18 protein-coding genes and 4 tRNA genes are annotated in these 22,858 nt (G+C 62.4%); 9 read left to right on the plus strand and 13 right to left on the minus strand.

Going from position 1 to position 22,858, the window contains the following annotated elements; translation table 11 throughout:
* Positions 1-10 precede the first annotated feature (10 nt).
* Positions 11-1,372: a cytochrome c gene (locus tag QWI18_RS17545; RefSeq protein ID WP_369319388.1), complete on the plus strand. Its 1,362-nt coding sequence runs from the start codon at positions 11-13 to the stop codon at positions 1,370-1,372.
* 377 nt (positions 1,373-1,749) lie between these two features.
* On the opposite strand, the gene QWI18_RS17550 is transcribed toward QWI18_RS17545, so the two are convergent.
* The 7 genes from QWI18_RS17550 to QWI18_RS17580 form a co-directional block, all read right to left on the minus strand.
* Positions 1,750-2,919 carry a sugar MFS transporter gene (locus QWI18_RS17550; RefSeq protein ID WP_369319399.1) on the minus strand — a complete coding sequence of 390 codons (1,170 nt, stop codon included), beginning with the start codon at positions 2,917-2,919 and terminating at the stop codon, positions 1,750-1,752.
* Positions 2,920-3,142: 223 nt separating this feature from the next.
* Positions 3,143-3,520: an L-rhamnose mutarotase gene (locus tag QWI18_RS17555; protein ID WP_369319389.1), complete on the minus strand. Its 378-nt coding sequence runs from the start codon at positions 3,518-3,520 to the stop codon at positions 3,143-3,145.
* A 10-nt stretch (positions 3,521-3,530) separates the two neighbouring features.
* Positions 3,531-4,307 (minus strand): SDR family oxidoreductase, encoded by a 777-nt coding sequence (locus tag QWI18_RS17560; RefSeq protein WP_369319390.1) that lies wholly within the window; start codon positions 4,305-4,307, stop codon positions 3,531-3,533.
* On the minus strand, positions 4,304-5,197 hold the full coding sequence (locus tag QWI18_RS17565) for an amidohydrolase (RefSeq protein ID WP_369319391.1): 894 nt from the start codon (positions 5,195-5,197) through the stop codon (positions 4,304-4,306). Before QWI18_RS17565 ends, QWI18_RS17560 begins: the two co-directional genes overlap by 4 nt.
* Before the next feature lie 51 nt (positions 5,198-5,248).
* Positions 5,249-6,526 (minus strand): L-fuconate dehydratase, encoded by a 1,278-nt coding sequence (locus QWI18_RS17570; RefSeq protein ID WP_369319392.1) that lies wholly within the window; start codon positions 6,524-6,526, stop codon positions 5,249-5,251.
* A gap of 191 nt (positions 6,527-6,717) precedes the next feature.
* Complete coding sequence (locus tag QWI18_RS17575; protein ID WP_369319393.1) at positions 6,718-7,563, minus strand: fumarylacetoacetate hydrolase family protein; 846 nt, start codon at positions 7,561-7,563, stop codon at positions 6,718-6,720.
* A 66-nt stretch (positions 7,564-7,629) separates the two neighbouring features.
* Positions 7,630-8,370 (minus strand): SDR family oxidoreductase, encoded by a 741-nt coding sequence (locus QWI18_RS17580; protein ID WP_065986099.1) that lies wholly within the window; start codon positions 8,368-8,370, stop codon positions 7,630-7,632.
* Positions 8,371-8,617: 247 nt separating this feature from the next.
* Between QWI18_RS17580 and QWI18_RS17585 the strand changes: the two genes are divergently transcribed.
* Positions 8,618-9,379 carry a FadR/GntR family transcriptional regulator gene (locus QWI18_RS17585; RefSeq protein WP_192134190.1) on the plus strand — a complete coding sequence of 254 codons (762 nt, stop codon included), beginning with the start codon at positions 8,618-8,620 and terminating at the stop codon, positions 9,377-9,379.
* 314 nt (positions 9,380-9,693) lie between these two features.
* Here QWI18_RS17585 and QWI18_RS17590 read toward each other — a convergent pair whose 3' ends face one another.
* The 4 genes from QWI18_RS17590 to QWI18_RS17605 all read right to left on the minus strand — a co-directional run bounded on the left by QWI18_RS17590 (position 9,694) and on the right by QWI18_RS17605 (position 14,347).
* Positions 9,694-10,527: an oxidoreductase gene (locus QWI18_RS17590; RefSeq protein ID WP_192134188.1), complete on the minus strand. Its 834-nt coding sequence runs from the start codon at positions 10,525-10,527 to the stop codon at positions 9,694-9,696.
* A 141-nt stretch (positions 10,528-10,668) separates the two neighbouring features.
* The gene (locus QWI18_RS17595) at positions 10,669-11,994 is read right to left on the minus strand and encodes an MFS transporter (protein ID WP_369319400.1); all 1,326 of its coding nucleotides are present in this window, start codon (positions 11,992-11,994) and stop codon (positions 10,669-10,671) included.
* Positions 11,995-12,342: 348 nt separating this feature from the next.
* Positions 12,343-12,627: a hypothetical protein gene (locus tag QWI18_RS17600; protein ID WP_296315320.1), complete on the minus strand. Its 285-nt coding sequence runs from the start codon at positions 12,625-12,627 to the stop codon at positions 12,343-12,345.
* Positions 12,628-13,150: 523 nt separating this feature from the next.
* On the minus strand, positions 13,151-14,347 hold the full coding sequence (locus QWI18_RS17605; RefSeq protein WP_369319394.1) for an amino acid aminotransferase: 1,197 nt from the start codon (positions 14,345-14,347) through the stop codon (positions 13,151-13,153).
* Positions 14,348-14,680: 333 nt separating this feature from the next.
* Here QWI18_RS17605 and uvrB point away from each other — a divergent pair, with 333 nt between their 5' ends.
* Positions 14,681-16,696 carry an excinuclease ABC subunit UvrB gene (uvrB, locus tag QWI18_RS17610; RefSeq protein ID WP_065986047.1) on the plus strand — a complete coding sequence of 672 codons (2,016 nt, stop codon included), beginning with the start codon at positions 14,681-14,683 and terminating at the stop codon, positions 16,694-16,696.
* Positions 16,697-16,822: 126 nt separating this feature from the next.
* Here uvrB and QWI18_RS17615 read toward each other — a convergent pair whose 3' ends face one another.
* Positions 16,823-18,313: an MDR family MFS transporter gene (locus tag QWI18_RS17615; protein ID WP_369319401.1), complete on the minus strand. Its 1,491-nt coding sequence runs from the start codon at positions 18,311-18,313 to the stop codon at positions 16,823-16,825.
* A gap of 49 nt (positions 18,314-18,362) precedes the next feature.
* The gene (locus tag QWI18_RS17620; protein ID WP_369319395.1) at positions 18,363-19,418 is read right to left on the minus strand and encodes an HlyD family secretion protein; all 1,056 of its coding nucleotides are present in this window, start codon (positions 19,416-19,418) and stop codon (positions 18,363-18,365) included.
* Positions 19,419-19,675: 257 nt separating this feature from the next.
* On the opposite strand from QWI18_RS17620, the gene gltX reads away from it, so the two are divergent.
* The 6 genes from gltX to QWI18_RS17650 all read left to right on the plus strand — a co-directional run bounded on the left by gltX (position 19,676) and on the right by QWI18_RS17650 (position 22,603).
* Complete coding sequence (gene gltX, locus QWI18_RS17625) at positions 19,676-21,157, plus strand: glutamate--tRNA ligase (RefSeq protein ID WP_065986050.1); 1,482 nt, start codon at positions 19,676-19,678, stop codon at positions 21,155-21,157.
* A 217-nt stretch (positions 21,158-21,374) separates the two neighbouring features.
* Positions 21,375-21,450, plus strand: a tRNA-Ala gene (locus tag QWI18_RS17630).
* Positions 21,451-21,533: 83 nt separating this feature from the next.
* A tRNA-Glu gene (locus QWI18_RS17635) sits at positions 21,534-21,609 on the plus strand.
* Positions 21,610-21,660: 51 nt separating this feature from the next.
* Positions 21,661-21,736: transfer RNA gene (locus QWI18_RS17640), tRNA-Ala, on the plus strand.
* A gap of 54 nt (positions 21,737-21,790) precedes the next feature.
* Positions 21,791-21,866: transfer RNA gene (locus QWI18_RS17645), tRNA-Glu, on the plus strand.
* Between the two features lie 197 nt (positions 21,867-22,063).
* A complete protein-coding gene (locus QWI18_RS17650; RefSeq protein WP_369319396.1) occupies positions 22,064-22,603 on the plus strand; it encodes a TetR/AcrR family transcriptional regulator in 540 nt (179 codons plus the stop codon).
* Positions 22,604-22,858: the final 255 nt, after the last annotated feature.

The following is a 22,858-nucleotide window of genomic DNA, read 5'->3' on the forward strand; positions in this document are numbered from 1 at the left end:
AGAAATGACCATGAAGAAGTTTCTCTTGAGCCTGATTTCACTGGCGGTGCTGGTGTTCGTTGCGCTGCTGGTGTTCGCGCTCTGGCCGACCTCGACGCCCAAACTCGCACCCGCGCCCGACACCGATCAGGCCGCGCTGATTGAAAAGGGCCGCTACCTGGCCGACGCCGGAGACTGCACGGCGTGCCACACCGCCACTGGTGGCAAGCCGTTCGCCGGAGGACTGCCGATTGCATCGCCGATCGGCACGCTGTACAGCAGCAACATCACCCCGGACACGGCGTCCGGGATTGGCCTTTACTCGCTGGACAACTTCGACCGTGCGCTGCGTCATGGCATCGCGGCCAACGGCAACAGCCTGTACCCGGCCATGCCGTATCCGGCCTATGGGCGAACCACGGATGACGACGTGCGCGCGCTGTACGCGTACTTTATGCACGGCGTGGCTCCGGTGCAGGCCGAGAACCGCGCCAACGATGTGCCGTGGCCGTTGTCGATGCGCTGGCCGCTGGCGATCTGGCGCAAGGTCTTCGCGCCATCGCCCGAGGCCGTGGCGTTCAATAGGGCGCGCTACCCGGACGCGCAAGTCGCTCGCGGGGCGTATTTGGTTCAGGGACTGGGGCATTGCGGCAGCTGCCACACGCCGCGTGCAATCACCCTGCAGGAAAAAGCCCTGGATGAATCGGGCGCGGAATTCCTTTCCGGCGGCCCGGTGATCGACGGCTGGCTGGCGGTGAACCTGCGCGGCAATCCTGCTGACGGACTGGGCAGCTGGAGCAAGGACGACATCGTCGCCACCCTGCGCAGCGCGCGCAGTGCGACCCATGCGGTATTGGGCGGCGCGATGGGCGATGTGGTGGTGCACAGCACCCAGCATCTCAACGATGCCGACTTGCAGGCGGTGGCCGCGTACTTGAAAACCCTGCCGGCGAGCGAGCGTCAGGTGTCCAGCTTCAAGGCGGATCCGGCAACCGCCAAGGCTCTGGCGGCGGGGCAGGAGGGCAGTCGCGGTGCCGAGTTGTATGTCGACAACTGCGCGGCCTGTCACCGCACCAACGGACAGGGTGAGGAGCGGGTTTTTCCGAAGATCGCCGGCAACTCGTCGGTGCTGTCGGAAGACCCGGTGTCGATGATTCGTCTGGTGCTGGCCGGCAGCAAACTCCCCGCCACCGAAACGGCGCCTTCGCAACTGGGCATGCCCGGGTTCGCCTGGCGCATGTCCGATGAAGAAGTGGCGCAACTGCTGACCTTCATCCGCAGCAGCTGGGGCAACCAGGCACCGGCCGTCAACGCCGGCCAAGTGGCGCAGATGCGCGCGACACTGCCGAAAGAATCCCCGGCGGTGAGCCGTACGGACATTGCCAAGCCCTGAGGGTTAGCGCTGCGCGGGTGACTTTCTGATAGTTCCCACGCTTCGCGTGGGAATGCCCGGTCGGACGCTCTGCGTCCCTGAGACGATGCACATTTCAGGTGTTGTGCGAGGCGACGCGGAGCGTCACGGGATGCATGCCCACGCAGAGCGTGGGCACGATCACGATTGGGGCTGGCTGAAACCTGATAGTAGGACCGGCTTCAGCCGGGAAAACGCAAGTCTTCACACCGCAAAAGTGAGGGTGTCGCAACTGGCCTCTTCCCGGCTAAAGCCGGTCCCACAAAAGCGTCGCGCACGCCGATTGGGACTGGCTTAAACCTGATAGTAGGACCGGCTTCAGCCGGGAAGGCGTCAGTCCTCACACCGCAAAACCGAGATCACGCCTCCCGCCCGCGTAACCCGCTACGCCCATAAAACGCCACCACCACAAAACACCCCAGCGGCAGCAGGTACGCCAGCGCCGTGGAGAAGTGGTCCGCCACCAGCCCCATGAAATACGGCATCAGCGCGCCGCCGACGATGGCCATGATCAGGAAGGAGCTGCCGCGTTTGGTGTGGGGGCCGAGGTTTTTCACGCCCATGGCGAAGATGGTCGGGAACATGATCGACATGAAGAAGAACACCGCCACCAGCGCCACCACGGACACGCTTTCCACGCCGCTGACCACCACCGCGCACAGCGCGACGTTGATCCACGCGTAGACCATCAGCAGCCTTTGCGCCGGGATACGCCCCATCAGCCAGGTGCTGAAGAAACGTCCGCACATGAAGCAGATCATCGCCACCGACAGCAGGTATGCGGCACTCTGGCTGGTCACGCTCGCCCAGTGCTCGGTGACGTAATTGATGAAGAACGCGCCGACGCCGACTTGCGCCGCGACGTAGAAGAACTGCGTGACCACGCCGCCTACAAACTCGCGGTGCTGCCAGAGGGTTTTGTGGTCGTGGCGTTGAATGCTTGACTCCTGCTCGCGCAGATCGGGCATCGGCGTGCGGGCGAACAGCGCCGCCACCAGCAGGACGATGACCGCGATGACCACGTAGGTGGTTTGCAGCGAGCTGTTGTCGCTGCCGGCGTTGCTGCCGCCGAAGAACAGTGCGCCCCCCAGCAGCGGCCCAACGAACTGGCCCAGGCCGTTGAACGATTGCGCCAGATTAAGCCGTCGCTCAGCACCTTTCGGATCACCCAGCACCGTCGCATAGGGATTGGCCGCCGTCTCCAGACAACCCAGCCCCAGGGCGATGACGAACAGCGCGAACAGGAAAAACGGGAAGCTCGCCGCATTGGCCGCCGGCATGAACAGCAATGCGCCCGCAGCGTACAGGCACAGACCCAGCAGGATCCCGGCCTTGTAGCCGAAGCGGTCCATCAAAAAGCCGGCGGGCAGGGCGATGATGAAATACGCGCCGAAGTAGGCCGCCTGCAGCAGCCCGGACTGGGCCTTGCTGACGTGCAGCGTTTCCTGAAAATGCTTGTTCAGCACATCAAGCAGGCCATACGACAGGCCCCAGAGAAAAAACAGGCTGGTCACCAGCATCAACGCCATCCGCACCGATGGCTCAGCGTGCCGATACACCCCAGTCTGTACTTTGCTGTGTTTGGTCAACATAACGCTCTCCTTTTTTGTTGTTGTTCAAGCGTGCCTGTGGAAGTGAGCTTGCTCACGAAGAGGCCGGTACATCCACGAGTTTTCCAGCGTTTGAAACTCAGCTTTCGCGAGCAAGCTCGCTCCCACCAGAGACCCATTCAGCAGCCGGCGCAGAGGGGTGTCAGGGCTCATGAAGTCTTTTCAATTGCTCATCCAGACTGAAAATCTGCGCCATGGGCTGCCATTTATTCCCCGGCTCGGTCCACGGCGTCGGCGTCTGAAACCGCCACATCAGCGCTTCCCATTCCTGCACTTTGGGATGGGCCGCCGACGCCTGCTCCATCGCGTCGGCGCTGAAGCCCGGCGCTGTGTCCATGACCATGAACAGCCGCGTGCCCAGTCGCCAGATCTGCATGTCCAGCACACCCTGGCCGCGAAGATGCTCGGCGATTTCCGGCCAGATGCGCCGATGCAACTGCTCATACTCGGCAATCAATGCCTCGTCATCGGCGAGGTCCAGAGCCAGACAAAAACGCTGCACAATCAGCCCAGTATTCATGTCAGCGCGCTCATGTCAGTGCCCGGTCAAGGTGCGTATAGCCGCCATCCACCACCAGCCACTGCCCGGTGGTGTGGGATGCTCGCGGGGATAGCAGAAACAGCACGCTGTCGGCGATCTCGGTCGGCGTGGTCATGCGCTGGCCCAAGGGGATTTTCTCGACGATCTTCGCCAGCTTCCCGTCAGGGTCGTCAAAGCTGGCAATCCAGCGCTCGTACAGCGGCGTCATCACTTCGGCCGGGATCACCGCGTTCACCCTCACGCCATCGCTCAGCAACGACGCCGCCCATTCCCGTGTCAGGGACAGTTGCGCACCTTTCGAGGCGGTATAACCGCTGGTGCCGCCCTGGCCGGTGAGGGCGGTTTTCGAGCCGATGTTGACGATGGCGCCCTTGCTGGCCTTCAGCGCGTCAACGCACAAATGCGCCATGACGTAGTAGTGAATGAGGTTCTTCTCCAGCGACTCGATGAACGCGCTGCGACCGGCCTCCAGCCCGACGTTGTCATTGACACCGGCGTTGTTGACCAGCCCGTCGATGTGACCAAAGCGTTCCAGCACCTGGCTCACCGCCGCCGCACATTCGGCCTCATCGCGCAGCTCGACCTGGACGAACAGGGTTTGCGGCTGGCGTCTGTCCAGTTCTGCCGCGAGTTCGGCGGGCAGCGGTTGATTGGCGAAGATCACCGGGATCGCGCCTTCTTCGGCCAGCCCCAGCGAGATGGCTGCGCCAATCCCCGAGCCGCCGCCGGTGACGATGATGATTTTGTCGTGCAGGTGCAGATTCATGGGCAGTTTCCTTGCAGGCCATAAAGGCGAATGGCGGTGCCGCCGCGCAGCTCATGTTGCTCATCGACAGAGAGCCTACTGATGGCGGTTTCGAACAACTGGTGGACATCGCTGTAACGGCCGGCGAGCTGGCAGACCGGCCAGTCTGAACCGAACATCAACCGTTGCGGCCCGAACAGCTCCAGCGCCAGACAGAAGTAAGGCAGCAGCTCCCCCGGTCGCCAGTGCTGCCAGTCGGCCTCGGTAATCAGCCCGGAGAGCTTGCAGGCGACGTGGGGCAGGGCGGCCAGCGGGGCGAGGCGGTCGGCCCAGTCGATGGGGTCTTCCCGGGACAGGTCCGGTTTGCCGAGGTGATCGAGGATCAGGTGATGCCGGTCGTGGCGTTGGCAGAAGTCGGTGGCGGCGTGCAGGTCTTTGTCTTTTATCAGCACGTCGTACGCCAGCCCGTGGCGTTGCAACAGCTGAATGCCACGGGCGAACGCAGGGTCCTGGAGGAACAGCGACGGCGCCGGTTCGTCCTGGATCAGATGACGGAGGCCGACCAGTTTTTGCGCGCCTTTATGAGCGTCGCCCCAGCGTGAGAGTTGCGCCTCTAGGTCATCCGCCCGCAGATCCGCCCAGCCGACCACGCCAAAGATCCACGGGTAAGTGGCGGCGTGGCTGAGCAGCGCGTCGGTCTCGCTGACGCTGTGCCGCGCCTGCACCGCGATGCAGCCGTCGATACCGTGCTCATCGAGCAGAGGTTTCAAATCCCCCGGCAGGAAATCCCGTTGCAACGCAGCATGGCGCTGGTCGATCCAGGGGTAATCCCGGGCGTCGTAGGTCCAGAAATGCTGATGGGCATCCACCCGCAAGGGCGCTGCCGGAATGCTTGAGTGTCGGGACGACATTGTTGTTGTACTCCGTCCGTTTCATGCCTGGGCAAAGCTCTGGCGGGGTCCTCAGCCTTTGTACGCGTACTGCTCCCGCGAAGCGGTTTTCATCTGAATCGAAAACCCCGGTGCGGCCGGCGGCAGATACGCGGCGTCACGAATCACGCAGGGGTCTTCAAAGTGCTCATGCAGGTGATCGACATACTCCACCACCCGACCTTCATGGGTCCCGGCGATGCACAGGAAATCGATCATCGACAGGTGCTGCACGTACTCGCACAGCCCGACGCCACCGGCATGGGGGCAGACCGGCAGCTGGTATTTGGCGGCCATCAACATCACCGCCAGCACCTCGTTGACCCCGCCGAGCCGGCAGGCGTCGATCTGCACCACGTCGATGGCGCCGCGCATGATCAGTTGCTTGAAGACGATGCGGTTCTGGCACATCTCGCCGGTCGCCACCTTCACCGGGTGGACGCCGAGACGAATCGTGCGATGGCCCTCGACGTCGTCGGGGCTGGTCGGTTCTTCGATGAACCAGGGTTTGGCAAACGCCAGTTCACGGACCCAGTCGATGGCCTCTTTGACCTCCCAGACCTGATTGGCGTCGATCATCAGATGGCGATCCGGCCCCAGCACTTCCCGGGCGATGCGCACGCGGCGAATGTCGTCCTGCAGGTCGCGACCGACCTTGAGTTTGATGTGGGAAAAACCGCCATCGACCGCCTCCTGACACAGTCGGCGCAACTTGTCGTCGGGGTAGCCCAGCCAGCCCGCCGACGTGGTGTAGCAGGGGTAACCGTCGGCCAGCAGCGTTCGCAGCCGCTGCGCCCTGCCCTCGGCGCGCTCGGTCAGCAGGGTCAGGGCTTCGTCCGGGGTGAGGCAGTCGGTGATGTAGCGAAAATCGATGCAGCGCACCAGTTGCGCCGGGGTCATTTCCGCCACCAGTTGCCACACCGGCTTGCCCTCGGATTTGGCCCACAGGTCCCAGGTGGCGTTTACCACGGCGCCCGTCGCCAGGTGAATCGCGCCCTTGTCCGGGCCGATCCAGCGCAACTGGCTGTCGCTGGTGACGTGGCGCCAGAAACGGCCCATGTCTTCGGTGATCCATTCCAGCGTCAAGCCGACCATCACGCCGGCCAGTGCGTTGATCGCTGTGCAGCAAATCTCGTTGCCACGGCCGATGGTGAAGGTCAGGCCGTGGCCCTGCAGGGTGGGGTGATCGGTTTCGAGAATGACGTAGGCCGCCGAGTAATCGGGGTCCGGGTTCATCGCGTCGGAGCCGTCGAGCAATTGCGACGTGGGGAAACGGATGTCTTCAACGCGCAAGGCGGTGATGGTGGTCATGGCGGGTCCCTTTGGCATTGTTATGGGCAGCGCGGCGTATTGGGAAAACTGAGGAAACCACTGATCTCAAGTGCATGCAGAACCTGTGGGAGCGAGCTTGCTCGCGAAACCTTTACTCCTGATGAATAGGCAGGGAATGCACTGGCCTCTTCGCGAGCAAGCTCGCTCCCACAGGAATGGTGTTTGCTGCCTCAGGCGTCGACCGTCAGTTGCTGCTGTTCGCCCAGCCCTTCAATCCCCAGACGCATGGTCTGGCCGGCGCGCAGGAACACCGGTTCCGGCTTGATGCCCAGGCCCACGCCCGGCGGTGTGCCGGTTGAAATCACGTCGCCCGGTTGCAGGCTCATGAACTGGCTCAGGTAGCTCACCAGCTTGGGAATCTGGAAAATCATCGTCCGCGTGTTGCCGTTCTGGTAGCGCTTGCCGTCGACTTCCAGCCACAGGTTGAGCTGATGGGGGTCGGCGATTTCATCGCGGGTCACCAGCCACGGGCCGATCGGGCCGAAGGTGTCGCAACCCTTGCCCTTGTCCCAGGTGCCGCCGCGCTCGAGCTGGTATTCACGCTCGGACACGTCGTTGATCACGCAATAACCCGCCACGTGTTCCAGCGCATCGGCCTCGCCGATGTAGCGACCACCCTTGCCGATGACTACGCCCAGCTCGACCTCCCAGTCGGTCTTCTTCGAGTTGCGCGGGATTTCCACGTTGTCGTTGGGGCCGACGATGGCGCTGGTCCACTTGTTGAAAATGATCGGCTCTTTCGGAATGTCGGCGCCGGTTTCAGCGGCGTGGTCGGCGTAGTTGAGGCCGATGCAGATGAACTTGCCGATCTGGCCGACGCACGGACCGAGGCGCGGAGTGCCCTCGACCAGCGGCAGGCTGTTGATGTCCTGGGACTGCAAGTGCGCGATGCTTTCCGGGCTCAGGGCGGTGCCCGACAGGTCGCCGATGAGATCGGTCAGATCGCGAATGCGGCCGTTGCTGTCCAGTAGGCCAGGGCGTTCTTGACCGGGTTCGCCGTAACGCAGCAATTTCATGGGGAGTCCTCTAAATGGTGATTGATCAGAAATCGGTTTAACGAATACGCGGGATTGGCGGCGGGCTCAATTGCTCCAGCCACCGTCGATGATTTGCGCAGTGCCGGTGGTAAAGCCGCTGGCGGACGACCCGAGGTACAGCGCCAGTTGGGCAATTTCCTCGGGCGTACCCAGGCGTCCCATGGGTTGGCGGGCTTCGAACGCGGCGTACACCTCGGACTCGTCACGATGCTCCCGCGCCGCCTGATCGGCCACCCGCTGACGCAGGGAAGGGGATTCCACGGTGCCGGGGCAAATGCAGTTGCAGCGGATGTTCTGGCCGACGAAATCAGCAGCGACCGAACGGGTGATGCCGATCACGGCGGCCTTGCTCGCGCAGTAGGCGAAGCGGTTGGGCACGCCCTTGATGGCCGAGGCGACCGACGACATATTGATGATCGAGCCGCCACCGTTGGCCAGCATTGCCGGCAGAAACGCGCGGATCATCTTGTACATCGCGGTGACGTTGAGGTCGAAGGCGAAGCGCCAGTCGTCTTCGGAGCATTCGAGGATGTTGCCGCTGTGCACCACGCCTGCGCAGTTGAACAGTACGTCCAGCGCGCCCACTTCGGCGGCCAGCCGTTCGATGGCGGCGTGGTCGGTGACGTCGAGCACGCGCTTGTGCACGCCTTGCAGATGGTCCAGCGCTGCACCGTTGATGTCGATGGCGAAGACTTCCGCGCCGGCCTTCAGGTAGGCCTCGACGCTGGCTTGACCGATGCCCTGGGCGGCGGCCGTGATGAGCACTCGCTTACCGGTGAGGTCCATGTTGATCCCTTGTTTTTATTGTTGAGACGACCTGCCTGGCAATCAAGCGGTTCAGGTCTGCTGACCGGGCCACGGAGGCCGCATTCAAGCGAAGACGACGCACGCTAACCCCATCGGGTTTTGCTATGCTCCGCTCACTGCAGTGCTCCAATGGTCAGGCCATTGGTCCTGTTTTTAGCACTTGTCATGGGCCGCAACAAGGCCATTTGTCGATCCAGTGCACTGTAAAATTCCGAGCCGATTCCCCATGCCAATCCAAGTAATTGATAACCAGAGACTTTATCGCCAGATCGCCGATCAGCTCCGCGCGTTGATCGACAGCGGCGAGTTTCCACCGGGCAGCCGCCTGCCGGCCGAACGTGAATTGGCGAAGATGCTGGGGGTGAGCAGGGCGTCGGTGCGTGAGGCAATGATTGCCCTTGAGGTAATCGGGCTGGTGGATGTGCGGGTGGGCAATGGCGTGCTGGTCTGCGAACCGCCGGGGCAGAAGCTGTCCGATGAACCGGTGATGACCCAGGTCACCCGCGATCAGTGGAAGGACGTCGACCCGGAGCTGGGCATCGAGGTGGATTTCAGCGCGGAGATTCCGCCGTTTGCCCTGCTTCAGGCGCGTCGGCTGATCGAACCGGAAGCGGCGGCGCTGGCCGCGCAAAACGCCAGCGATGAAGAACTCGACGCGATCCGCGAGGCCTTCGAACGCAACGCCCGGGACAACCGCGAGCATTCCCACACCCACCCCGGCGATCGCCTGTTCCACATCCGCATCGCCCAGGCCTCGGGCAACCCGGCCTATGGGCTGATGATCAAGCACCTGCTCGGGCATCAGTACGGCAGCATGTTCCAGCGTTTGCAGGCCCACTACACCTCCGACGACATGCCGTTCCGCTCCGAGCACGAACACCGCCTGATCCTCGACGCCTTGCAACACCGCGATGCAGAAGCTGCGAGGCAGGCGATGGCGGGGCATCTGGATGAAGTGATCCGCATCTTCAGCCGGGGCGGGGTGTAGGTTAAGTTACGCCACGAGTTCCCGGTTGACGGCTCCCACAAGGAGGGCGTTTCCCAGAAAAAATGATGGTGGTCATGCCGGCCTCTTCCCGGCTAAAGCCAGTCCTACAGTGGGTACGCAGCAGGTCTGTAGGACCGGCTTCAGCCGGGAAGCTTTTGATGTTGATGTTGATGTTGATGTTGATGTTGATCTGCTTTTGACCTTCATACGCAAAAAGTCCAGTTACCGCCAAACGCGACTTGGGTGCAGGCTGAACGCAGGGCCCACGGAGCGAGACCGGAGTGGCCGTTAGGCCGACGCCCTTTCATCGAACTTCACCCATCCGTCGAACGCGACACCTCTTCCCATTCCGCAAACTCGGCTTCCAGCTGCGCGAGCTTTTCCCGCACCAGCTTCAACGCATCGCTGCCCAGCAACAAGTGCGCGGGCGGGGTGGGGCTATCAATCAGCTTGAGCATCGCGTCCGCCGCCTTGACCGGATCCCCTGGCTGCTTGCCGCTGCGTTCTTCGCGGGCCTTGCGGATCGGGTCGAAGCTGGCGTCGTAGTCGGCAATTTGCCGTGCAGTCCGTTGCATCGAACGCCCGGCCCAGTCCGTGCGGAACGAACCCGGCGCCACGGCCGTGACAAACACATTGAAGGGCTTCAACTCCTTGCTCAGGGATTCGGAAATGCCTTCCAGCGCAAACTTGCTGCCGTGGTAGTAGGAAATCCCCGGCATCGTGATGAAGCCGCCCATGGAGGTGACGTTGAGGATGTGCCCGCTGCGGCGCTGGCGGAACAGCGGCACGAAGGCCTTGATGATCGCCACCGCGCCGAACACGTTGACGTCGAACTGCCGACGCAAATCCTCCAGCGGCGACTCTTCCAGAATGCCTTCGTGACCATAGCCGGCGTTGTTGACCAGCACGTCGATGGGCCCGAACGCGGTGTCGGCCTCGGCGACCACGCGGTCGATGTCGTCGAAGTCGGTGACGTCCAGCAGCACGCCGTGGGCGCGACCGGGTGCCTGGGCTTCGAATGCCTGAACGGCGTCTTCATTGCGCAGGGTGCCGATCACCGTATGACCCGCCGCCAGCGCCTGTTGCGCCAGCGCTTGACCGAAGCCGCTGCTGACACCGGTGATGAACAGGGTTTTTGATGTGCTCATTGTGGGTTTCCTCTCGGGGCCGAAGCCGTTGATCGATGGTCGATGCTTGAAGTCCCCCATGGTAGGAACCCTGCGCGCCAAACCGATGACCCAGTCCTGCGCGATGATTGCCTGATCCTGCGCTGGCTGGATTGACGACGTTTAAGGCCGCGGATTGGCGGTGTTCTTGGTCACCAACCGCAAGCCGCTCGCCACACTGCCCACCGCCGCAAAGCCGGCGCCGATGCTCAACGCCAGCACCGGGCCGTGGGTGCTGGAAATGCCGAAACTCAAGGCCACCAACGCCGCGCCCGTGGCCTGGCCAATCAGGCGTGCCGTCGCAATCGTGCCGCTGGCGCCGCTGGAGCGCTCCTTCGGGGCGCTGGTCATCAGCGCTTTCTGGTTCGGCGCCTGGAAGAAACCGAAGCCGATTCCGCACAGCATCATCCGCGCGATGATGGAGATTACGCTGGCGTCGGCCGGCATAGTCGCCAGGGAAATCATCCCCATACAGAGAATCGCCAGCCCGATCCCGCCCAGCAGCCCCGGCGCATAACGGTCTGACAGGCGCCCGGCGAACGGCGCGATCATGGCCACCACCACCGACCATGGGGTCATGAGAAACCCGGTCTGGATCGGGTCGCGGCCCAGGGTGCTTTCAAAAAAGAACGGCAGTGAGACAAACGCCAGCCCTTGGGTGGCGAACGAACAGAACGCCGTCAGCGCCGACAACGCGAACATCGGCCGCTTGAGCAAATCCAGCGGGAACATCGGCGCAGGGTGCCCGACCTCGCGCTTGAGCATCAGCGCGCCGCCCACCAGAAAAACCGCCAGGGCGATCAGCACGCTGGCCATGGAGCCCAGTTGCGCCGCCTGACTCAGGGCAAAGATCAGCGCGCCGAAGGTGATGACGTTCAGCACGGCGGTGACGCGGTCGAAGGTCAGTGTGCCGAGACGGGTCGCGGGCAGCGAATTCCAGGCGAACACCAGGGCGAACAGGCCGATGGGCAGGTTGATCGCGAACAGCCACGGCCAACTCGCCACCGACAACACCAGCGAGGCCACGGTCGGGCCGATGGAGAACGAGGTGCCGACCACCAGCGCGTTCATGCCCAGTCCGCGGCCGAGCCGTTCGTGGGGGAAGATCGAGCCGATCAACGCGGCGTTGACGCTCATGATCGCGCTGGCGCCGATGCCCTGCAGCACGCGGGCGACGGTCAGCGTCGGCAGTGACCAGGACAGCGCACACAACGCCGACGACACCACGAACAGAATCAGCCCGCCCAGATACACCTTGCGGTGGCCAAGCACGCCGCCGAGCGCCGCAAACGGCAACAGCGTGGCGACGGCGGCGAGCTGGTAGGCGTTGATGATCCACACCGACGCCGCCGGTGAGGCGTTCAAATCAGCCGCGATGGCGGGGAGGGCGGTATTGGCGATGGCGGTGTCGAGGGTGGCCAGGGCGATGGACATCAGAATCGCCGCCATGCCGCGAAACTCGCGGGGTGTGAGTTTATTACCGACGCGCGGGGCATCCTGAGTGGCGGGCTGGACCATTATCGACAACGCTCCGGGGATGAACTTCAGGCAAGTCTGCGGGCGCAGACCAAGGCGTGATGGTGCCGTTTTGTTAGGGGGCCATGCAATGAAATATCCGCCAGATCGAGCGGGTGGTGGAGCTGTTAGATCCGAACCAGGTCAGAGGCGGCGGTGAGAATCCCGTGGGAGCGAGCTTGCTCGCGAAGACTTAAGCCAACCCCCTGGAGATCCAGCGGCTGTGGCGACCTCCTCGCGAGCAAGCTCACTCCCACCAGTGCCCCGGACCGAAGGCCGCCCTCAACCCCCGGCGGTATCAATGTCCTTGTCCAGCTCACCCGTCTGCAGCTCCTCTTTGGTGGTGTCCGGCGATTCATGCTCTTCCGGCTCGAAATCCGGGGTAAAGCTGTTATCCCCCGCATCGACCCCGGCGTTCTCATGACCCTGCGCGCCGTCTTTCGACTCGCCCTGCGGCTTGACCGTGTCCTTCTGCGCCACGCTGCTGTCCAGGGCTTCCGGTTGCGCGGCCGGGCTAATCGCCGGGTCGTTGCGGTTGACGGTTTGATCATTGTTCTGGGTAGCCATATGCACCTCTTCTGTCATATCCCGTTCACAGGACTTACAGATATCGAGGGCAACGGCGCGCAAGGGTTCGATCCATGTGCTGACCGGCAATGTCGCGGCTTCATTTACCCGATCGTTCCCGGCGTGCCCACTGACGCCTTCCCGGCTAAAGCCGGTCCCACAAAAAAGCGACGCGTGCACTCAGTAGGACCGGCTTCAGCCGGGAAGCTTTTGATTTGCTTTTGATCTTCCTACACAAAAAGTCCAGACGACACCCATCGCGACTTGGGTGCAGGCCGAACGCAGACGACGCGCAGTGGGCCGAGCCGCATGGATGCGGCGAGAGCGCCGTCAGGACATGGATGTCCGTTCGGCGCGGGCCCACGGAGCGTCGTCGAAGTGAGGGTATTCCGACGAAGGAGGAACCTAGCCAGGAGCAAGCACCCTTGGTTACTTGGGGTGCTTTTCCAAGTAACTCGCCGAAGGCGAAACGTCTGCCCTTAGGCAGACGCTCTTGATCCTGATCTTGATCTTAAAAAAGCCCTCAGATAACCGCCAGGATCGCCTCGGTAACAGCCCCGATATTCCCCTGATTCAACGCCGCCACACAAATCCGCCCGGTATCCAACGCATAAATCCCGAACTCATTGCGCAACCGATGAACCTGCGCCGTCGTCAGACCCGAATACGAAAACATCCCCCGCTGCCGCGCGACAAAACTGAAATCCTGCCCCGCCGCATTATTCGCCAGACGCTGCGTCATCTCCTCACGCATCCCGCGAATCCGCAGGCGCATCTCGCCCAGCTCCTCCTCCCACTTGGCACGCAACTCAGGGCTGTTCAACACCGTCGCCACAATCGACGCGCCATGGGTCGGCGGGTTCGAATAGTTCGTACGGATCACACGCTTCACCTGAGACAACACCCGCGCCGTCTCTTCCTTCGAATCCGTCACGATCGACAACGCACCGACCCGCTCGCCATACAGCGAAAACGACTTCGAAAACGAACTGGAAGCAAAGAACGTCATGCCGCTGTCAGCGAACAAACGCACCGCCGCTGCGTCCTCGTCAATCCCGTCACCGAAGCCCTGATACGCCATGTCCAGAAACGGCACATGACCCTTGGCCTTCAGCACCTCAAGCACCTTCTTCCAGTCTTCCAGGGTCAGGTCAACGCCAGTGGGGTTATGACAGCAGGCGTGCAGCACGACGATCGAGCCGGACGGCAGGTTCTGCAGATCCTCCAGCATGCCCGTGCGGTTCACGTCATGGGTGGCGGCGTCGTAGTAACGGTAGTTCTGCACCGGGAAACCGGCGGTTTCGAACAGCGCGCGGTGGTTTTCCCAGCTTGGGTCGCTGATCGCCACAACGGCATCAGGGGAGAGCTGCTTGAGGAAGTCCGCGCCGATTTTCAGAGCGCCCGTACCGCCGACCGCCTGGACCGTCATCACTTGGCCCGAAGCCAGCAGCGGCGACTCAGCGCCGAACAGCAGGGTTTGCACGGCCTTGTCGTAGGCAGCGATGCCGTCGATGGGCAGGTAGCCGCGGGGCAGGTGTTGGGCCACCCGGTTTTCTTCCGCTTCGACAACGGCGCGCAGCAGCGGAATTTTCCCTTCTTCGTTGCTGTAAACGCCGACACCCAGATTGACCTTGGTCGTGCGGGTATCGGCGTTGAATGCTTCGTTGAGGCCCAGGATTGGATCGCGTGGTGCCATTTCGACAGCGGAGAACAGGCTCATTGTGCGGGGGCTCTGAGTGGGGAGTGAATGGGTCGCGTCGCTCCAGCCGATTGCACTAGAGCGGTGCACAAACGGGGAGCAAGTATAAAGGCCTGCGCCAGTGCGGGCGACAGTCCCGCGCAGGTTTTTCAGGGTTTTTCGCGAAATTTTTCGACCGTTAGTCCCGTGCCGCGGACTAATCTGCGGAGGGTGGCTTGAAAGGTGGCGCCGTCGACTCCACTTGTAGTCCCATCACTTCTTTTATGTACGTCTTTTCCCTGACGGGATCAGCCGTCCGTGCTCAATTGCGTTGCTGCGGGATTCATCCGGCAGTGGCCCCTCCAGAGGTACGTTATGTCCGAGTTTCAGCTCGTTACCCGTTTTGAGCCGGCCGGCGATCAACCGGAGGCGATTCGTCAGTTGGTTGAAGGCATCGACGCCGGCCTGTCGCACCAGACCCTGCTCGGTGTAACCGGTTCGGGCAAGACCTTCAGCATCGCCAACGTCATTCAGCAAGTGCAGCGCCCGACGCTGGTGCTGGCGCCGAACAAAACCCTGGCCGCCCAGTTGTACGGCGAGTTCAAGGCGTTTTTCCCGAACAACTCGGTCGAGTACTTCGTTTCCTACTACGACTACTACCAGCCGGAAGCCTACGTGCCGTCGTCGGACACCTTCATCGAGAAGGATGCGTCGATCAACGACCACATTGAGCAGATGCGCCTGTCCGCGACCAAAGCGCTGCTGGAGCGCAAAGACTCGATCATCGTCACCACGGTGTCGTGCATTTATGGTCTGGGCAGTCCGGAAACCTACCTGCGCATGGTTCTGCATGTGGATCGCGGCGACAAGCTCGACCAGCGCGCTTTGCTGCGTCGCCTGGCCGACCTGCAATACACCCGCAACGACATGGATTTTGCCCGGGCGACCTTCCGGGTGCGCGGCGACGTGATCGACGTGTTCCCGGCGGAATCGGACCTGGAAGCCATCCGCATCGAGCTGTTCGATGACGAGGTCGAGAGCCTTTCTGCCTTCGATCCGCTGACCGGGGAGGTGATTCGCAAACTGCCGCGCTTCACCTTCTACCCGAAGAGCCACTACGTGACCCCGCGGGAAACGCTGCTGGAGGCAATGGAAGGCATCAAGGTCGAGCTGAACGAGCGTCTGGAATACCTGCGCGGCGCCAACAAGCTGGTGGAAGCCCAGCGTCTGGAGCAGCGCACCCGCTTCGACCTGGAGATGATCCTCGAACTGGGTTACTGCAACGGCATCGAAAACTACTCGCGCTACCTGTCCGGGCGTCCGTCTGGTGCGCCGCCGCCTACGCTCTACGACTACCTCCCCGCTGACGCGCTGCTGGTGATCGACGAATCCCACGTCAGCGTACCCCAGGTCGGGGCCATGTATAAGGGCGACCGTTCGCGCAAAGAGACGCTGGTGGAATACGGTTTCCGCCTGCCGTCGGCGCTGGATAACCGGCCGATGCGTTTCGATGAGTGGGAAAACGTCAGCCCGCAGACCATTTTCGTCTCAGCAACGCCGGGTAACTACGAAGCCGAGCACGCGGGCCGCATCGTCGAGCAAGTGGTGCGGCCGACCGGTCTGGTCGACCCGCAGATCGAGATCCGTCCGGCGCTGACCCAGGTCGACGACCTGCTCTCGGAGATCCACAAGCGCGTGGCGATCGAGGAGCGGGTGCTGGTGACCACGCTGACCAAGCGCATGTCCGAAGACCTCACCGATTATCTGGCCGACCACGGCGTGCGCGTGCGTTACCTGCACTCGGACATCGACACCGTCGAGCGCGTCGAGATCATCCGCGACCTGCGCCTGGGCACCTTCGATGTGCTGGTGGGGATCAACTTGCTGCGCGAAGGCCTGGACATGCCGGAGGTGTCGCTGGTGGCGATTCTGGATGCCGACAAGGAAGGCTTCCTGCGTTCCGAGCGCTCGCTGATCCAGACCATCGGCCGGGCCGCGCGTAACCTCAACGGCCGCGCGATCCTGTACGCCGATCGCATCACGGGGTCCATGGAGCGTGCGATCGAAGAAACCGATCGTCGTCGCGAAAAGCAGATCGCGTTCAACCTGGCCAACGGCATCACGCCGAAAAGCGTCATCAAGGACGTCGCCGACATCATGGAAGGCGCCACCGTGCCCGGCTCGCGCAGCAAGAAGCGCAAAGGCATGGCCAAAGCCGCCGAAGAGAACGCCAAGTACGAGGCCGAACTGCGCTCGCCGAGCGAAATCACCAAACGCATTCGTCAGCTGGAAGAGAAGATGTACCAACTGGCCCGCGACCTGGAGTTCGAAGCCGCGGCACAAATGCGCGACGAGATCGGCAAACTGCGCGAGCGCCTGCTGGCAGTTTGAGGACTCGCGGGAGTAACCGGGGTGGCGCTCCCACACGATCCCGGTTGACTTGGAATCTCGGCCACGCCGCTGGGCCTTGTGGGAGTGAGCTTGCTCACGAAGGCGTTCTCGGCGTTTCAGGGCGGCTTAATGCGCCGCGCCACTCTCGACCCCCGAAGGCAACTTCCGCGTCAACAGCACCGCCAGCATGCTGATCCCCAGCGCAATCCCGACAAAATGAAACGCGTCGTTGTAGGCCATGATCGCCGCCTGTTGATGGGCGATCTCGCTGAGCTTGCCCAACGCCGCCGTTTCACTGCCCAACCGGTCGGTGAGCATCGCCATGCGTTCGGCGACTTGCGGGTTGGCGGGGGAGATCGATTCGCGCAAGTAGTCGAAGTAGGTCTTGGTCCGCGCATCCAGCAACGTCGCCAGCAGCGCGATGCCGATGGCGCCGCCCAGGTTGCGCAGAATGTTGAACAGGCTTGACGCCGACCCCGCGTCCTGGGGCTGAATGAACGCTGTGGCGATCAGAGAAATGGTCACCATGATCAGCGGCTGACCCAGCGCCCGCACGAGCTGAATCTGATTGAACTGCGGCCCGGCGAAATCCGGATTGAGCACGCCGGACGAAAAGCTCGCCAGCCCGAACAAGCCAAATCCCAGCGTACACAGCAGCTTCGGCGAGATCACCTTCATCAGTTGCGGCACCAGCGGAATCAGAAACAGCTGGGGCACGCCCATCCACATGATCACCTCACCGATCTGCTGGGCGTTGTAGCCCTGAATCTGCGCCAGGTACAGCGGCAGCAGATAGATCGAGCCATACAGCCCGACGCCCATGCCCACGCTGGAAATACTCGACAGCCCAAAATTGCGGTTGCCGAGAATGCCCAGATTGATGAGCGGTTTGTCCTTGGAAAACTGAACGATCACAAAGCTGATCAGGCTCACCAGCGCAATGCTGCCCAGGCCGACGATCAGGTTCGATTCCAGCCAGTCCTTGCGATGCCCCTCTTCAAGAAACACCTGCAAACAGCCCAGCCCGACCCCCAGGGTGACGATGCCGGCGTAGTCGGTGCTCTTGAGCAATTCCCAGTGGGGCGCCTTTTTCTCCAGCCCGTACAGCAGGCCGCCGATCATCACCAGCCCTGGCGGGATGTTGATGTAAAAGATGTATTCCCAGCCGAAGTTCTCCGTCAGCCAGCCGCCCAGGGTCGGGCCGATGGACGGGGCGAAAGTGGCGGTCATGGCGAACAGCGCCATGCCTTTGGCCCGGTGATGCTCCGGCAGTTTGATCAAGGTCAGGGTGAACGCCAGCGGGATCAGCGCGCCGCCGGTGAAACCCTGCAGGGCGCGAAAGACGATCATGCTTTCCAGGCTCCAGGCCATCGAGCAGAGCAGGGACGACAGCAGAAACCCCACCGACACCCAGACCGCCAGACGTCGCGCCGAGAGCAACTGCACCAGCCACGCTGTCAGCGGAATCATGATGATTTCCGCGACGAGGTACGAGGTGGAAATCCACGAGCCTTCTTCCAGTGTCGCCGACAGCGCGCCCTGAATGTCCTTGAGCGACGAGTTGGTGATCTGGATATCGAGGACCGCCATGAACGCGCCAAGCATGACGCTCATCACGGCAATCCAGTCGCGCCGGGTCGGTTCGCCAACCGGGCGGATCAGCTCGTCACTGGCCACGTTGCGGGTCGTTCGCTGACCGGATATCGACTGAAACGGTCACCGACATGCCCGGGCGAATCTTGCCGTGCAGGGGGTTGTCCGGCGCGAAAGTCAGCTTGACCGGGATGCGCTGCACGACCTTGGTGAAGTTGCCGGTGGCGTTGTCCGGCGGCAGCAGGCTGAACTGCGCACCGGAGGCGGCAAACAGGCTGTCGACGCGGCCCTCGATGGGCGTGCCGGGAAAGCTGTCGAAGGTCAGCTGGGCGACCTGACCGATCTCCATGTGCTCGATCTGGGTTTCCTTGAAATTGGCCTGCACCCAGATGTCCTGGTCCGGCACGATCGACAGCAGATACGCGCCGGCCTGAACGAACTGGCCATTGCGCGCCGCCCGCTGGCCGACCAGCCCGCTGAGGGGCGAGTGGATCTCGGTGCGCTGCACATTAATCTGCGCCTGGGCCAGGTCGGCACGGGCGGTGGCGATCTGCGCGTCGAGGCGCTTGATCTCGGCGTTCAGCGCGTTGACCTGCTGGCGCTGACTCTGGGCATCGGCCTGGGCCTTGGTGACCTGGGAGCGGGCAACGTTGCTGTCGGCGGTCATGGTGGTCACCTGGGCTTCCGAGACGAAGCCCGGGGTGCGCAGCTTTTGCAGTCGCGCCAAGTCCAGTTGCGTGCGCCCGAGGGTCGCCTGATTCGCTTGCACCTGCGCATCGCTGGCGGCGATCAGGCTCGACTGCTGGGTCAAGCGGCTCTGTGCCTGCAGGCGCTCCGCTTCGCGGGTTGCCAGGGTCGCCTGGGCCCGGTCGATGGCCAGGCGGAAATCATCCGGCTCAAGCCGCACCAGCAACTGGCCTTTTTCCACGTGCTGGTTGTCCTGCACCAACACCTCGTTGATCCGCGCGCCGAGCTGGCTGGACACCCGGGTGATTTCACCCTGCACGTAGGCGTTGTCGGTGGACTCGTGAAAGCGTCCCTTCAGGTACCACTGGGCGAAGAAGGCGAGGGCGATCAGCAGGACCACCCCGAAGAAGATGAACAGGCGGCGCTTGAGTTGGGCGGGCATGGGCGTTCTGGATTATTGGAATGTACGCAAATTTATCAGGGTTGGCGGTCTGGCACCTAGCCATCGTCGCGATCATGACCGCCACTGATGGCGCGGCATTCGTTGCAACACCCGTGGCGACGCGTGCCGTGCGGCGAGGGCGGGGCCGCCTGTCCTGCCATTACCACGATTCTGCGCTCCATCAAGCGTCCGCGCTGGAGCCGCGCAGGCCGCGCCTGTTAACATTCGCGGCTTGTTCGACCTATCCGGGATTTTCCATGACCACCGTTCGCACCCGCATCGCGCCATCGCCCACCGGCGACCCCCACGTTGGCACGGCCTACATCGCGCTGTTCAACTATTGCTTCGCCAAGCAGCATGGCGGCGAATTCATCCTGCGCATTGAAGACACCGATCAACTGCGCTCGACCCGCGAGTCCGAACAACAGATTTTCGACGCCCTGCGCTGGCTCGGCATCGAGTGGAGCGAAGGCCCCGACGTCGGCGGTCCCCATGGCCCGTATCGCCAGAGCGAGCGCGGCGACATTTACAAGAAGTACGTGCAGGAACTGGTCGACGCCGGTCATGCTTTCCCGTGCTTCTGCACCGCTGAAGAGCTGGACCAGATGCGCGCCGAGCAGACCGCCCGGGGCGAAACCCCGCGCTACGACGGCCGCGCGCTGCTGCTGTCGAAAGAAGAAGTCGAGCGCCGCCTGGCCGCCGGCGAACCCCATGTGATCCGCATGAAGGTGCCGAGCGAAGGCGTCTGCGTGGTACCGGACATCCTCCGTGGCGAAGTCGAAATCCCGTGGGACCGCATGGACATGCAGGTCCTGATGAAGACCGACGGCCTGCCGACCTACTTCCTGGCCAACGTCGTCGACGACCACCTGATGGGCATCACCCACGTGCTGCGCGGCGAAGAGTGGCTGCCGTCGGCACCGAAGCTGATCCTGCTCTACGAGTACTTCGGCTGGGAAAAGCCGGCGCTGTGCTACATGCCGCTGCTGCGTAACCCGGACAAGAGCAAACTCTCCAAGCGCAAGAATCCGACCTCGGTGACGTTCTACGAGCGCATGGGCTTCATGCCGGAAGCGATGCTCAACTACCTCGGTCGCATGGGCTGGTCGATGCCCGACGAGCGCGAAAAGTTCTCGCTGGACGAAATGGTCGAACACTTCGATCTGACCCGCGTGTCCCTGGGCGGGCCGATTTTCGACATCGAGAAGCTGTCGTGGCTCAACGGCCAATGGCTGCGTGAACTGCCGGTGGAAGAGTTCGCCACCCGCGTGCAGAAGTGGGCGTTCAACAGCGACTACATGATGAAGATCGCCCCCCACGTTCAGGGCCGCGTCGAGACGTTCAGCCAGATCGCACCGCTGGGCGGTTTCTTCTTCGCCGGTGGCGTGACGCCGGACGCGAAGCTGTTCGAACACAAGAAGCTGTCGCCGGAACAGGTGCGTCAGGTCATTCAGCTGATCCTGTGGAAGCTGGAGTCCCTGCGTCAGTGGGAGAAGGACAAGATCACCGGTTGCATTCAGGCAGTGGTCGAGCACCTGGAACTGAAGCTGCGGGACGCCATGCCACTGATGTTCGCCGCCATCACCGGTCAGGCGAATTCGGTATCGGTCACCGACGCCATGGAGATTCTGGGCCCGGACCTGACCCGTTTCCGTCTGCGCCAGGCGCTGGACATGCTGGGCGGGGTGTCGAAGAAAGAGAACAAAGAATGGGAGAAGCTGCTCGGCGCCATCGGCTGAGTGACCACCTGAACTAGCCAGGGCCATTGAGCGATGGCCCGTTGGCCGGCGTGGGCCGGTTTTCCGGGAGGCGGTAAGTGATTGTTATCCCGGAAAATTCTTTTGGAATTGTTTGAAAAAGAGTTTGACAGCTTTGTGGGTCGCACTTAATATGCGCCCCGTCCACACGGCAACGCAGAAATACGCGGTAACGCGGCGTTCTACGTAAGTGTATTGTGGGGCTTTAGCTCAGCTGGGAGAGCGCCTGCATGGCATGCAGGAGGTCAGCGGTTCGATCCCGCTAAGCTCCACCAAATTAGAAACTTCAAGGTTTGCGTTACTGCCTTGAAGTTTGTCCCGCTCCGGAACCAGCACCGAGGCGGTACGCAAGGGTTACGTCCCCTTCGTCTAGTGGCCTAGGACACCGCCCTTTCACGGCGGTAACAGGGGTTCGAGTCCCCTAGGGGACGCCAGTTTTACCGAGTGAGGCTTTAGAGCTGATCTCCGCCGAGAGGCGTAAATCCGGGGCTATAGCTCAGCTGGGAGAGCGCCTGCATGGCATGCAGGAGGTCAGCGGTTCGATCCCGCTTAGCTCCACCAATTTCTGCCAGGGTTCGCCAGGTTGTCATCGGCGCATCTGCTCGAAGGTTTTGCGTCCCCTTCGTCTAGTGGCCTAGGACACCGCCCTTTCACGGCGGTAACAGGGGTTCGAGTCCCCTAGGGGACGCCACGATTTCTCGCTCTGCGAGACCAAGGGTCATTCGATTATTGAATGGCCCTTTTGTTTTTCCGGGGTTTGGTTCCAGACCCTGCCTTTCTTTGCCTCTCTCTTCGTTCATCTGCCCATCGTTCATCCCAAGCACCGGTGTCGTCCTTGCCAACGCACATGATGAGGATAATATTATCGCCATCATCCCGGAGGCGGTCATGAACGATAAAAAAGCACAGACCCGCGAACGCATTCTCACTGCTGCCAGCACCGCGTTGATCGCCCGCGGCCCGATCGAGCCCAGCGTCAACGAGATCATGGGCGCGGCCGGGCTGACGGTAGGCGGCTTCTACGCGCATTTCGACAGCAAGGAAGCGCTGATGCTTGAAGCGTTCAGCCAGTTGCTGGCCAAGCGCCGTGAGATGGTCGCCAGGATCGACGGTCAATTGCCGGGTGAGGAGCGTCGCGCGCTGCTGGCCGTGTTCTACCTGTCGCGCAGGCACCGCGACGCCGAAGAGCACGCGTGCCCGTTGCCGACAGCGATCGGGGAGATGGCGCGTCTGTCCGAGGATTTTCGCAACGCCCTGGCGGAACACGTCGAACTGATGGTGGCGCAACTCGCTGCCAGCCCTGAAGAATCCGACAAAACCCTGGCCGATATCGCATTGATGGTCGGCGGCCTGGCCCTCGCCCGAGCCCTGGGGCCCGGTGAACTGTCAGACCGCGTGCTCCGGGCGGCGAAGTCCGCGGTGCTGTGATGCCATTGTAGGACTGGCTTCAGCCGGGAAGAGGCCAGCGTGGGCACCCTCAATTCTGCAGCGTGACATCCGACGCCTTCCCGGCTAAAGCCAGTCCTACAGAACCCCCACGCACCCCGTAGGACCGGCTTCCGGCGGCTGAGGGGACTGATTTATTTACAACGCTTCACCGTAAATTAATCTGTCCCCGGCTGGACCATTTCTTGTCCGATGCTTTTAGTTACACTGCCCGGGTGATGAATTTGATAGGGCATT

Source organism: Pseudomonas sp. W2Oct36 (assembly GCF_041060465.1).
GTDB classification, from domain to species: domain Bacteria; phylum Pseudomonadota; class Gammaproteobacteria; order Pseudomonadales; family Pseudomonadaceae; genus Aquipseudomonas; species Aquipseudomonas graminis_B.